This is a genomic window from Aquimarina atlantica (genome assembly GCF_000626715.1).
GTDB classification, from domain to species: domain Bacteria; phylum Bacteroidota; class Bacteroidia; order Flavobacteriales; family Flavobacteriaceae; genus Aquimarina; species Aquimarina atlantica.
In genome coordinates this window covers 255,973-268,931 of record NZ_AQRA01000003.1, presented here as the reverse complement: position 1 = coordinate 268,931, position 12,959 = coordinate 255,973, and the positions used below count along the sequence as shown (strand labels likewise).

General features: G+C 33.3%; 11 protein-coding genes. 4 read left to right on the top strand and 7 right to left on the bottom strand.

Annotated features, from left to right (window positions below):
- Positions 1-23: 23 nt before the first annotated feature.
- Both ATO12_RS07805 and ATO12_RS07800 read left to right on the top strand, forming a co-directional pair.
- Entirely contained in the window at positions 24-1,316 is a 1,293-nt protein-coding gene (locus tag ATO12_RS07805; RefSeq protein ID WP_034240988.1) for an alpha/beta hydrolase, read from the top strand.
- A 28-nt stretch (positions 1,317-1,344) separates the two neighbouring features.
- Positions 1,345-2,622 carry an alpha/beta hydrolase-fold protein gene (locus ATO12_RS07800; protein WP_034240985.1) on the top strand — a complete coding sequence of 426 codons (1,278 nt, stop codon included), beginning with the start codon at positions 1,345-1,347 and terminating at the stop codon, positions 2,620-2,622.
- Between the two features lie 99 nt (positions 2,623-2,721).
- On the opposite strand, the gene fabD is transcribed toward ATO12_RS07800, so the two are convergent.
- The 4 genes from fabD to ATO12_RS07780 form a co-directional block, all read right to left on the bottom strand.
- Positions 2,722-3,603 (bottom strand): ACP S-malonyltransferase, encoded by an 882-nt coding sequence (fabD, locus tag ATO12_RS07795; protein WP_034240984.1) that lies wholly within the window; start codon positions 3,601-3,603, stop codon positions 2,722-2,724.
- A 387-nt stretch (positions 3,604-3,990) separates the two neighbouring features.
- Positions 3,991-6,867, bottom strand: coding sequence for an FG-GAP repeat domain-containing protein (locus ATO12_RS07790; RefSeq protein ID WP_034240982.1), 2,877 nt, complete (start codon positions 6,865-6,867; stop codon positions 3,991-3,993).
- Between the two features lie 165 nt (positions 6,868-7,032).
- Positions 7,033-7,884, bottom strand: coding sequence for a fructosamine kinase family protein (locus ATO12_RS07785; protein WP_034240980.1), 852 nt, complete (start codon positions 7,882-7,884; stop codon positions 7,033-7,035).
- A complete protein-coding gene (locus ATO12_RS07780; protein ID WP_034240977.1) occupies positions 7,884-8,822 on the bottom strand; it encodes a dihydrofolate reductase in 939 nt (312 codons plus the stop codon). The genes ATO12_RS07785 and ATO12_RS07780 overlap by 1 nt, the downstream gene beginning before the upstream one ends.
- A gap of 65 nt (positions 8,823-8,887) precedes the next feature.
- On the opposite strand from ATO12_RS07780, the gene ATO12_RS07775 reads away from it, so the two are divergent.
- Together ATO12_RS07775 and ATO12_RS07770 are read left to right on the top strand one after the other, a co-directional pair.
- Positions 8,888-9,970 (top strand): aminotransferase class V-fold PLP-dependent enzyme, encoded by a 1,083-nt coding sequence (locus ATO12_RS07775; protein WP_034240970.1) that lies wholly within the window; start codon positions 8,888-8,890, stop codon positions 9,968-9,970.
- A gap of 121 nt (positions 9,971-10,091) precedes the next feature.
- Positions 10,092-10,388, top strand: coding sequence for an isoamylase early set domain-containing protein (locus ATO12_RS07770; protein WP_034240967.1), 297 nt, complete (start codon positions 10,092-10,094; stop codon positions 10,386-10,388).
- Positions 10,389-10,430: 42 nt separating this feature from the next.
- On the opposite strand, the gene ATO12_RS07765 is transcribed toward ATO12_RS07770, so the two are convergent.
- Genes ATO12_RS07765 through egtB form a run of 3 tightly spaced genes read right to left on the bottom strand, consistent with a single transcriptional unit; the run spans position 10,431 to position 12,896 of the window.
- A complete protein-coding gene (locus tag ATO12_RS07765) occupies positions 10,431-10,712 on the bottom strand; it encodes a DUF427 domain-containing protein (protein WP_034240964.1) in 282 nt (93 codons plus the stop codon).
- Positions 10,713-10,734: 22 nt separating this feature from the next.
- The gene (gene egtD, locus ATO12_RS07760; RefSeq protein WP_034240962.1) at positions 10,735-11,709 is read right to left on the bottom strand and encodes an L-histidine N(alpha)-methyltransferase; all 975 of its coding nucleotides are present in this window, start codon (positions 11,707-11,709) and stop codon (positions 10,735-10,737) included.
- 14 nt (positions 11,710-11,723) lie between these two features.
- The gene (gene egtB / locus ATO12_RS07755) at positions 11,724-12,896 is read right to left on the bottom strand and encodes an ergothioneine biosynthesis protein EgtB (protein WP_034240960.1); all 1,173 of its coding nucleotides are present in this window, start codon (positions 12,894-12,896) and stop codon (positions 11,724-11,726) included.
- Between the last annotated feature and the right edge of the window lie 63 nt (positions 12,897-12,959).

The following is a 12,959-nucleotide window of genomic DNA, read 5'->3' as shown; positions in this document are numbered from 1 at the left end:
TAAAAATCCTCATCAATCACATTATGAAAACGAACAGTTTCTTAATACTTACAATTCTTGTATTTACATTTATTTTTATCGGGAATGCGCAACAATCTCATGAATCATCATTATCCAAAATCTCGTCTTCCCCCATTACTTACGCACAAAAAGTTACTTTTCATTCTAAGATACTAGATGAAAATAGAATAATAAATATTTACATTCCCGAAAGTTTTCATGAAGCTTCAAAAGACCATACATATCCTGTAGTAATGATAAGTGGTTCTCATGGTGTTAAGTTTTTTCAAATGATCTCTGGGGTCATAAGACATCTAAGTTCTGTCACTCGTATGCCCGAAGCTATTATAATTAGCTTTGAAGAAGAAACACATTATGCTCCCAATGTCTATACCAATGGCATGTGGTCTAGAAGAGATAAACTCGAATTTAATGCCGATCCAGATAAATTCACAAAACATCTTAAGGAAGAGTTATTTCCGTATTTAAAAGAACAATATCGCGCTGCTGATTACAGAATAATTGTTGGCGTATCAGGAAGTAGTGTATACCCACTACACACCTTTGCAAAAGAGCCAGATTTGTTTCAGGCGCATATTACTGTTGCTACCGCAGATATGATTGGTATGGGCTATCAGCCCAACACCACCTTCATAGATGCTTTTGAAGAGAGTTTTGTTAAAAACCCCAATCGTAAAGCGCAATTCTACCTGGGTGTCTCTGAAAATGATATTAGTAAAGACAAACCCTATATCAAGAATATGGAAGAGTTGAAAAAACGCCTCGCACCATTCACCTCCAAAAACCTAAACTTAAAAGTCGAAGTCATCCCTAATGAAGATCATTATGCATGTATTATAAAAGCAATGCTTTCTTCTATAGAAATGATTTTTCCTAAAGAAAAATGGTCTCCAAAATTTAGAGAAATCATAAAACAACCTGGCAATGCCTTAAAGAACATAGATGCTTTTCATCAAAAGCTCTCAACAGCCTACGGTTTTCCTATTATCCCAAGAGCCGAACGCTGGAATAGTGTAAACTCTTTACGATTTATTGGCAGAAAATTATTACAAGATGGCAGAATTGAAGAAGCTATACAGGTCATCAAACGACGAATACAATATCGTCCTCGATCTCCATGGGCGTATCATAATTTATCTGAAGCATTAGAAAAAAATAATCAACTTACTGCTGCATTTAAGACACAGCAAAAAGCCATACAACTGGCCCAGAAATATGATATCGAATATCTATCTGAATATGAAGAGCAATTGGCTAAAATCAAAACCAAACTTGAGAAACAAAACAAACCATAATTTCTATTATTTTATATATTGTAGTTCTATGAATCTTAAAAACTTACTGTCATTATGTAGCCTATTCAGTTTTATTTTCTGTTCTTCATTTGCACAAATCCAAATAACAGAGAATACTATAGGAAAGAACGTTGTGATTCCTTCTAAAATATTAGATGAAGAAAGAAAAATTCAAATCTTTCTACCTGAGGGTTATGATGGTTCTTCAAAAAAATATCCTGTGGTTTATATATTAGACGGGCAACGGCTTTTTCTTCATGGCGTAAGTGTATCACAATCTTTTAAAAAATTTAAACTCACTCCAGAACACATTATAGTAGGTATCACAAATATGTACCCCAAGCGATTTGGTCATTTTAGTTCTGGAGCAAAAACCTTTTTAAGCTTTATAGCTCAAGAACTTATTCCTTATATAGATCATACGTTTAGAACATCTGGAGAACGATTACTATTTGGTTGGGAATATGCAGGTGGTTTTGTTATTGAAACGATGACCAAAAACCCTGAATTATTTAACGGATACCTGGCAGCAAGTCCTTATCCTATTCATGATACCAGCTTACCCATATCGGTAAGCAGAATGAAATCTCTGGATAGTATCCTTGGCAGTAAGAAAAAGCTTGAAACTTTCCTGTTTTTTACTTCTTGTAATAACGAAGGAGTAGTAACAGAGGGTACCGAATACCTTAAAAACAAATTAGAATCAGAAGCTCCTAATACATTAAGATGGGAATATATCTATCTACAAAACGAAGAACATCGTTCAACACCATATCACACCCTTTATCATGGTTTAAAACAGTATTATCACAATTATCCAGAGCTTCGGTTCGATTCTTTAGAAGAATATAAAAAACTAGGAGGTATGGATAATGTGATTTCCTATTATAAAAAGAGAGCAGAGCAATTTGGTTTTCCCGAAAAAATTGCACAACGTACCATGTGGAATCTTGTAAAAAAAGCGTCTGATGAAGATAATTATACTGCATTTAACACTTTTATAAATCAATTTAAACCTAATGATTTTCTTAAAAACCTAAGAACAAATTGGGGATGTGTCTTTTCCGAATTTTATTTGAAACACAACCAACCCGAGAAAGCAAAAGAGTTGTATACCTTTTTTACTAATAAATCTCCTAATGCGGCACGCCCGGTTAATGGATTAGGCGATGTTTATCGTGCTTTAAAAAACAAAAAAGAAGCTATGATGTATTATCAACATGCTATTCAACTCGGTAAGAAAAATGCTGACTGGAGGTTAGAGGAATATGAAAAAGATCTATTGAATCTTAAAAACGAAAAGTAATAAACTAATACATATCAATCATAAAAAAAACCTCACAGGCTAATACTAAACTTATTTCAGTATCTCCTGCGAGGTTTATACTATAATTATTGATATTTCTTAAATCGAAGCAGAAATAGTTTCCATAGATCGATCTACTTTTTTCACTAATCCCGATAGTACTTTTCCTGGTCCAACTTCTGTAAATGATGTTGCTCCATCTTTAATCATGTTTTGTACACTTTGTGTCCATTTTACCGGAGCAGTAAGCTGTGCGATCAAGTTCTTTTTAATTTCTTCTGGATCTGTAACCGCTTCTGTCGTCACATTTTGATACACAGGACAATTGGGTGTATTAAACGTAGTTGCTTCAATTGCTGCTGCCAATTCTTCTCTGGCAGGCTCCATTAATGGCGAATGAAATGCTCCTCCTACCGGCAATACCAGTGCTCTTCGAGCTCCTTTTTCTTTCATCAATTCGCATGCATTTTCGATAGCTTCTATTTCACCAGAGATTACCAATTGCCCGGGGCAATTATAATTTGCTGCAACTACAATCCCATCTGTTGCTTCGCATCCCTGCTCTACTACCTCATCTTCTAATCCCAAAACAGCCGCCATTGTAGATGGTTTCAACTCACACGCCTTTTGCATCGCCATTGCTCGTTTAGATACCAATCGTAATGCATCTTCAAAATTAAGAGTCCCGTTGGCAACCAAAGCAGAAAATTCTCCTAAAGAATGCCCCGCAACCATATCTGGTTTAAAACTATCTCCTAATACTTTACTTAAGATAACAGAATGCAAAAAGATAGCAGGTTGTGTTACTTTAGTTTGTTTTAACTCATCTGCTGTACCTTCAAACATAATTTTGGTAATCTCAAACCCTAAGATATCATTAGCTTTATCAAAAAGTTCTTTAGCGATCTCTGAGTTTTCATATAGATCAAGACCCATTCCGGAAAATTGAGCTCCTTGACCAGGAAATACATATGCGTTCATATGATACTGTGTATTTAAAATTTTGACAAAAGTAAGGATAAAGTTGGTACGAGTAACTAGAATTTTTGTTTTGCGCGTCCGGGCGGGCTATTCGCTACAATTCCTCGTATTATTTACCCTTCAATAACACTTCGCCAAGCTCAATATCATAACCTAAAAAGACAATACTCGGGATTTCTACTACTATCCCTAACGTAGGCATCGTATTTTAAACTAAGAATACCCAAAGATTATGGATAGTGTTTTATAACCAGAACTCCAATTTACATAATCATTTATAATATCATGACTTGATCCATATCTACATTCTAAACTATATTTATCATTGTATTTGTACCCCAGACCAAAAGTTAAATTGCTTCCTGCCTGAATAATGATTAAGAAATTCTATTTATAAATGACTTTAAGGGATTGATGATATTTACCATTTATCTTTGTAACAAGCATGTAAAACCCTTTCTCTAGTTTATCATTTTTGTAATGAAATTCATGTGTCCCAGAATCCTTTATATCATTAAATAATGCTCCTGTTTTTTTTCCATTTATATCTAATAAACTTATTTCGATTTCACTTCTTTCTTCTATTGTAAAAGAAACAGTAAACCCTTTTTCTACTATAGGATTTGGGTATACTAATGTTTTATTTGAAGGAGATTTAGTTATATTTTTTTCTTCTTCATTAGGGCTTGGTTTATACCTAGATTTTGAAAGTGATTTAACAATATAATTATAATCAGGTTTAGTATACAAATAATCTTTTCGTGTTACTCTTAGAACGTCTAACTGTGTATAAAATGTATATTTAGTATAAATACTTCCTCCATAAACAGGCAGGTCTCCGGTATAGGCAATACTTTGGGGTAGCTGGGAGGCTTCATCTGGATTGTAAATCGATATTTGCCCATCAGATTGACTATAAACAGCGATTTCATCCTTGCCATCTTTATCAAAATCTCCTGTTGTGATTAGGGCAAATCCACTACCTGCATTAGAATATTTACTAGAGATATAACCACTAAGATCTAAAATATCTATACGATTGGTTTGTCCTGCATAACTCTTATTATGCATCACAATTTCATCTTTACCATTCCCATCATAGTCTAAAGCTTCCATGTGATCGTGTAGTTTGAAACCTGTATAAATACTACCTCCGTAAACAGGAAGGTTTCCGGTATAGGCAACGCTTTGAGTAAGTTGCGTAGCCTCGTCAGGATTGTAAATTGATATTTGGCCATCAGATTGACTATAAACAGCTATTTCGTCCTTACCATCATCATCAAAATCCCCCGTTGTAATTAAGGCAAATTCACTACCTGCATTAGAGTATTTGCTAGAAATATAACCATTGAGGTCTAAAACATCTATGCGATTGGTTTTTCCTGCATAACTTCTATTGTGCATTACAATTTCATCATTATATCCATCCCCATCATAATCCAAAGCTTCCATATGATCATGTAACTTAAACCCTGTTTCAATACTCTTAACATAAGAAGGATTACAACCAGTATACCAATTATAATAGCTGTTATATATAGAAATTCTTCCATCCACTTTAGAGTAAATTGCTATTTCATCTTCGCCATCCCTATCAAAATCACCAGTAGTCATAAGATGGGCATTACTACCTGCATTTGTATACCCTATATGCTCTTCAAAATCGGTATTATAAATACCAATTTTATTGGGCCGTATATTATCTAGTGGATTATACAGGACTAATTCTGTATTTTTATGTTGAAAATTAATTTTTCGTTTATGTATATCTAAAGACAAGTTCCTAAAGTTTGTAAAAGGTTTACTAATGTCTTTTAATGTTCCATTTCCATCATAAAAAGAATTCACCAAACTTTTTAAAACTGCATCTCCAATTTTTACAATTTTGGCCTGATCACTACCAGACAATTCATGATATAGTTGACTGTTAACTAAGGTATGCATCGCATCATACAACTCTATTTCGGTATCAATATCTTGCTTCTTCATTAATTCTTTTTCAAAATCAGGATCATTTGGATTAATTTCTCCTTCTCTATACCTTTTATAATCTGCAATTTCTCCATATGGTCTTAGTCGTATGGTATTTCCATTATTATTAAGATCAAGAGACATATTTTCTTTTAAAAAATGATTAATAGTTAATATGATTCTATGTCTTAAATTATCTTTAGCGTATTGTACATTTGCAATAATAGATGGATGTTCACAAAATAATTCATCATAGAGTAATATGAGGTTTCTTAAAATACTACCTGTATAATGTCCTTGTGAGTCATGGAATTGTTTTGAGTTTATTACTCCTGCATCACACCTAGAATATACCCAAGCTCCGTCCTCTTCCTGATGAAAATCTACTGATTCTTCATATACCTGGACAGCAGTATCTAAATACTTTGACTCTTTAGTAATTTTATACGCATTTACAAGTCCCCATATGCTATTAGATAATTGGTTTGTATTTCTAGTATAACTTTCTTGTACACACGAATCTCCTCTAATATAATCATGATGAGCTAAAGCATGAGTACTAAACCAGTCTCCTAAGTTTTTAATAGCTGCTAAAATCTTATGTAATTGAAAATCATTTGTATTGATACCATGTTTTTTGAAAAATAAATAAGCTTTTGTTAATGCTTCCATGGCATAACCCGCTTCAAACTGTTCTGCTCTATTATTATATCCACTTTCATTCTGTCCTCCACTATTGGGTATCGTTTGACCTGGTCGCGATCTCCAACTCCAAAAAGAACCTACATCAATACCGCTCGTCTGCTGTTCATCTATAAGATATTTTGTTCCTTTTACTATCCGATTATAAATAAGAACATCATCATTTAATGTCCCGGTTCCATATAAATTAATATAACCCACTATTGTTCTTCCAATTTCTCTAATCATAGGTCTACAACTAGGGTAATCTACTATGGTGTCATTAATTTTGCTTCCAGTATACCAACCTGAATAATTAGGATTCTGGCCATTAAAATTTGGTAAATCAATTGAGGTAGCAAAATATCCATTCCCCCAAGAACCTTCTCCCCATGTAGTAGAACCAAATGTTACTCCAGATTGATTTATAGAAGAAATTTTTGTTGGATTATGTACACTTTCTAAAAAAAGATGAATTCTTTTGATTAACTGATCAATTCTAACTTCATCTTGAGAATCAATAGTAACCAATCCGGTAGGTAAGTTTTCTATTTCCTGAGCTTTAATTGTGGTAAATAAAAATAAGAAAACAAGAAGTGTTATTTTTTTCATTTATTCAGTTTTTTAATTGTTAGCTAATGTTATATATTATAGATCAAAATGTAATATTCTATACAATAGTAGAACATCTCAGTTTCATTTTTCGGAACTGAAAAAAATAATTCAAATTATTTATACCCAATTTATATAACTGTCTAAAAAAGTAAGGTGAGTTTATTACGAATACCGCTTTACAATACTTTTTACCGTATTGTAATATGAACTCCCAAACAGGTTAAGGTGCACCAAAAGGTAATACAATTGCCAAATCGATAATCGATTTTTCCAATCTCCTGCAAGTGGAAAAACTTCATTGTAGATATCGAATACACTAGCATTAAAACCTCCAAAAAGATGCATCATACTTATATCCATTTCTCTAGGGGCATATGCAACCGCCGGATCGATAAGACAAGGATTTCCCTGAGCATCAATCATAAAATTACCACTCCACAAATCCCCATGAATCAGGCTTGGTTTTTCGTCTGGTATTTCATCTTTAATGACATTGTAGAATGTATCTACATCTGAAAATAGGAATCCATTTTGTTGCGCCAATTCAAATTGTGGTTGTAGTCGTTGGGTCACATAGAATTCGTATGCAGAATCGCACATAGTATTATACTGTGGTAAACTCCCGATATAATTATCATTTTCGAAACCAAAATAAGATTCATTTTGTTGGTGTAAGACCGCTAATTGCCCTGCAAATACGTCCCAAAAAGTATCTGCTTGTTTTCTAGAATCAATATATTCTAATATCAAAAAAGCAACATCATCAGATTCACCAAAACTAATAATGTTAGGAATTGTAAATGTGTTAGAATCTTTAAGTTTTTCAAGCCCCTTGGCTTCTGCCTCAAACATCCCAGGAAATTCTGAAGCACTATTAACTTTGGCAACAAATTTTTGTTGATTTGTATGTATAAGACAGACGTCATTAATATCCCCTCCCGATAATGGCTGTATCGCTATTATCTTTTCTGAAAGTAATTCTTCAAAATGAGATGTAAGCTTTAAAGATTGCATTATTTTCTTGTATACGTCAAATACGTAAAAGGATACTTATGCTTTTCGTCTATATCATGAAATTCTTCTTTTTCTAATTTCCAGATTTTGGTATCAATTTCGGGAAAAAAAGCATCTGCTTCAAAAGATTCGTGTACTCTGGTTAATTCGATACAATCTGCATGATCCATCCCCATAGTATAAATCTCACCACCTCCTATAATAAAAGGTTGTGCATCTCCTTTAGCTATTTCTAAAGCATCCTGCATATTATGTACTACTATTGCACCTTCTGCCTGATAGTTTGTATTTCTGGTGATCACAATATGTACACGATTAGGGAGTAATTTAGGAAAAGTTTCAAAAGTTTTACGCCCCATGATAATATGATGACCTGTTGTAAGTTTTTTAAATCGCTTAAAATCATCTGGTAAATGCCAAACCAGATCATTATCCTTACCTAAGGCATTATTTTCTCCTGCCGCAGCAATCATTGTAATCACACTCTTTGTTTCTTTTAACTCTCCCACAATCTCTGATGTTTTTCCTTTTATAAATCCTTCTTTCTTTTTAACCAGCTCTTCTTTGGGATACATCAAATCTATATCTTTCTGAAGTAAAGCAATTTCTTCCTTTTGTTTGGTAATCAATCGCTCCATTTGACGGTCTGACCACTCTTGCCCCATAAATGTACTAAACAACCATACATTACAAAAATGTATTACCAAAAGGAATGCCCAGCATAGTATTGCAATACCATACCAGTCTACCCCAAATAACGTAACCTCTTTTCCATACCCAAATATCAGGTTAAGAATTACAAAAAACACTGATCCAACTAAAAAAATGATGAAATGTTGAAATAATCTCTTTTTCTCAATAATACGCTTACGGGCATGCTCATATAACTCACGTTGTTGTGGGTCAATTTGTATTGTTTCTTTCTTTTTTGAAAACATATTAATGCTAACTTAGTACCGGCAAGTAAAGATATAGTTTTTACCAAAAAGCACTAAAATTACTTATGAAGAATTTAAGAAAAGAGTTTCCTGTTTTATCTAACAATACTTATCTCAATACAGCATCTTCTGGACTGCTTTATGATTCGCTTTTAGAATTTAGACAAGAACATGATTTAGATTTTCTTATTGGCGGAAGCCTGTTTAGAGATTCTCAACAGATTTTTTTTAATAATGTACGCAAAACTATTGCAGCTTTTTTTGGAAGTTCTGATACCAATGTAGTATTAACTCCTAATTTTTCTCTGGGTTTCAATACGATATTGAGTGGGGTAGATAAAAATAAAAAAGTCTTATTGCTGGATGAAGATTATCCTTCTATTAACTTTGCTGTCACCAGTAAAGGATTTAATGTGTGTTATGCAACGATAGATGCTACAGTAGAACAAAACATTGAAGATGCCATACAGAAACACCAGCCTGATATTTTTGCATTTAGCCTGGTACAATACATTAATGGCATTGCAATAGATCTTGATTTCCTTACTCAATTAAAAGCTAAATATCCTAATGTACTTTTTATTGCTGATGCCACACAGTTTTGTGGCACCAGGGCCTTCGATTTTAATGCTTCGGGGATTGATATTTTGGGATGTAGTGGTTATAAATGGTTATTGGGCGGATATGGGAATGGTTTTATGTTGTTTAATCATAATGTATTAGATCAGATTACACCTTCTTTATATATCGATGCTGCTGCTAAAACCAATTATGATCCATCGTATACAAGTTTGCAAGCAAGATTTGAATGTGGTCATCTGGACACCTTTAATTTTGGAAGCTTGCAATATTCTTTGAATTTTCTAAACAAAATAGGCATTTCGATTATTGAAGAACATATGAACACACTAAGTGATTATGCAAAATCAGAATTTACCAAACTAAACCTATTAGAAGAAAGTGTATTAAAACGCCAAAGACATAGTACAATTTTTAATATAAAAGGAGATCAAGAATTGCATTTACATTTAAAAAAACATCATATAATTACTTCTCTTCGAGGGCCAGGGATTCGAATTAGTCTCCATTTTTACAACACCAAAGAGGATATAAAAAAATTAAGTGATGTACTATATCGTTATCGTTAATATCTTATTGTTAAGTGTTGATTAAATTACTGATAATCCGACACTTCCTTCTTTTCCCTTTTATCGTTTTATAGTAACTTAGTTTTTAATTTATTAACCAATATTTAATATCACATAAATTATGGCGATTACTAAGCAATACTTAAAATCTAAACCTATCTGTAAAGTTACTTTTATCGTTCCTGCGAAAGAAGCAAATAATGTAAGCGTAGCCGGAGAATTTAATGAATGGAATACAGAAGCTACCATTTTGAAAAAGTTAAAAAACGGAACTTTTAAAGGAACCATTGATCTTCCTAAAGACAACAAATTTGAATTTAAATATGTTGTAGATGGTGAATGGACAAATGAAATTGAAGCTGACGGATATCAGTGGAACGATTTTGCTGCCGCAGACAATAGTTTACTGGTAGTATAATCAATTTAATTCTACGTATTTATACCAAGGTGTTGAAAAGTGTTAATCCACAACTTCGACACCTTTCCAAAAAGCAACATAGCCTTTGATTTGCTTTGCCAGATCACTAGTATTGGGGTAATACCATGCCGCATCTTTATTTTCTTTTCCATCTACCTCGATTGTATAATACGAAGCTACTCCTTTCCAAGGGCAATTGGTATGTGTATCACTTGATTTAAAAAATTCTTTATTTATTGTTTCAGGAGGAAAATAATGGTTATTCTCTATCACTTTAGTATCATTACTCTCTGCTAATACCTGTCCGTTCCAAATAGCTTTCATATTCTGGGAGTTTTATATTTTTTTATTCTTCTTTTGTAATTAGATAATCTTTATAATCGTTATCCTGATCTGAAAAAGATTTCACAATTTTCAAACCAGATTCTTTTGCCAGCCACTTTACAATATCATCATCGTATTTTTGAGAAATCTCGGTATGAATACTTTCCCACGCTTCAAAATGAACCTGCAACGACAAACTATCAATATCGACAGTTTGTTTTTCTTTGCTCACCAAATAACTTTTAGCCGTTCCATTTTCGGGATCATACGTCTCCCAATGCATAAATTTATCCAGATCAAAATTTCCATTAAGTTCTTTATTAATTCTTGCTAAAACATTTTTATTAAAAGCTGCTGTTACTCCAGATTTGTCGTTATACGCGTCTAAAACTTTCTGAGGATGTTTTTTTTGGTCAAATCCTATAAAAAGCAAATCACCAGTATGCATTGCATTATATAGTTTTTTCAAAAACTGAATAGCCCTGGCATGTAATAGGTTACCAATATTAGATCCTAGAACCATAATTACTTTTCTACGATCGCTTATATGCTTTAATCGATCTAACACTTCAAAATACTCACCTATTTGCCCTTGAACCGTAACTTCTGGCATTTCCTGGTTTAAGTTTTTCACCAATCCATCGATAGCATTTTCACTAATATCAATCGGGCTATACGTAAAATCATAGTTTTGATTTAGTAATTCTTGTAATAGTACCTTTGTTTTTTTTCCATCTCCTGCTCCCAATTCGATCAAGTCAAAACCTTCTCTATCGGTATCGAATTTTTGAATAATATCGGATTTATGAGTTACAAAAATTTCATACTCTGCTCGGGTAAGATAATATTCTGGCAATGCCATTATCTGCTGAAAGAGTTCGTCTCCTATTTCGTCATAAAAAAATTTGGATGACAGGTATTTTGGAAACGCAGTTAAACCTTCGCATACTTCTTTCTCGAAAGTAGAAACCAGTACTTTTTGATCTTTAGAATTCATGTAAAAAAATAGAGTTATTTATCCTTCACTAATCGCAATCCTGTAAATTGCCATCTAAGGTGTGGGTGAAAAAAATTGCGATATGTTGGTCTTGTATGGTCTCGTGGTGTAGCTACAGACCCTCCTCGTAGCACCTTTTGATTTACCATAAATTTCCCGTTGTACTCCCCTAGTGCTCCGGGAGCTTTTTTGTAGTTTGGATAAGGCGAGTATGCACTTTCTGTCCATTCCCATCGTATTCCCCATTTAAAAAGAGACTGAGCCGTTTCCCATTCAAACTCGGTTGGTAATCGCTCTCCTTTCCATTGAGCAAAAGCAAATGCTTCATAGAATGAAATATGAGTAACCGGAGCTGTATAATCGATTGTTTTTAATCCCTGTAAAGTATACTGATGGTATTGTTCATCTATTTTATGCCAATATAATGGAGCTTTGATATTGTCTGTATGAATCCAATCCCAAGCTTCTGCATGCCACAACAGGCTGTTTTCATACCCTTTATCTTCGATAAACTCAAGATATTCTTTATTGGTTACAAGTGCATTTGCAATGGTATACTCTCGTAGAAATACTTTATGCCTACCAAGTTCATTATCATAACAAAACTTATTCCCTTCATATCCAATCTCATATACACCTTCTTCTACTGTACTGTATCCAGAGATTTGATCATCATCAAAACCGGGGTTTTCAGAAAACGTATCGTTATACTTAGGAAACAACGGATTATTTCCTAGTATAAATTTTATGTCAGTAATCAATAATTCCTGATGTTGTTTTTCATGATGAATACCAATCTCTACCAACTCTCTGATTTTTGGATCATCATTTTCTTCTAAAAAAGTTTGTAAGTGCGAAGTAATATAGTCTCTGTATTCATACACCTCACTTACTGTTGGCCTAGAGAGATTTCCTCTATCGGTACGTATTACTCGTTTTCCTACGCTTTCATAATAACTATTAAAAACATAGGCGTACTCTGGGTGAAATCGTTCAAAACCTGGTACATATTTTGACAGAATGAATTCTTCAAAAAACCAGGTAGTATGTCCTAAATGCCATTTTGGAGGAGAAACATCTACAATAGGCTGAATTACATAATCTTCTATCTGGAGAGGTGCACAAATTTCTTCGGTATCTGATCGGGTTCTTAAAAAGGAAGTTATTAAATTATCTGTAATGATCATAAAAAAGAGTGTATACGACTTACGTATACACTCAAATTTACTGAATTTTATTATTTTTTATCC

Coding starts and splice junctions, on each gene's coding strand:
- ATO12_RS07805 (WP_034240988.1), top strand. CDS start 24: ATGAAAACGAACAGTTTCTTAATACTTACAATTCTTGTATTTACATTT.
- ATO12_RS07800 (WP_034240985.1), top strand. CDS start 1,345: ATGAATCTTAAAAACTTACTGTCATTATGTAGCCTATTCAGTTTTATT.
- fabD (WP_034240984.1), bottom strand. CDS start 3,603: ATGAACGCATATGTATTTCCTGGTCAAGGAGCTCAATTTTCCGGAATG.
- ATO12_RS07790 (WP_034240982.1), bottom strand. CDS start 6,867: ATGAAAAAAATAACACTTCTTGTTTTCTTATTTTTATTTACCACAATT.
- ATO12_RS07785 (WP_034240980.1), bottom strand. CDS start 7,884: ATGCAATCTTTAAAGCTTACATCTCATTTTGAAGAATTACTTTCAGAA.
- ATO12_RS07780 (WP_034240977.1), bottom strand. CDS start 8,822: ATGTTTTCAAAAAAGAAAGAAACAATACAAATTGACCCACAACAACGT.
- ATO12_RS07775 (WP_034240970.1), top strand. CDS start 8,888: ATGAAGAATTTAAGAAAAGAGTTTCCTGTTTTATCTAACAATACTTAT.
- ATO12_RS07770 (WP_034240967.1), top strand. CDS start 10,092: ATGGCGATTACTAAGCAATACTTAAAATCTAAACCTATCTGTAAAGTT.
- ATO12_RS07765 (WP_034240964.1), bottom strand. CDS start 10,712: ATGAAAGCTATTTGGAACGGACAGGTATTAGCAGAGAGTAATGATACT.
- egtD (WP_034240962.1), bottom strand. CDS start 11,709: ATGAATTCTAAAGATCAAAAAGTACTGGTTTCTACTTTCGAGAAAGAA.
- egtB (WP_034240960.1), bottom strand. CDS start 12,896: ATGATCATTACAGATAATTTAATAACTTCCTTTTTAAGAACCCGATCA.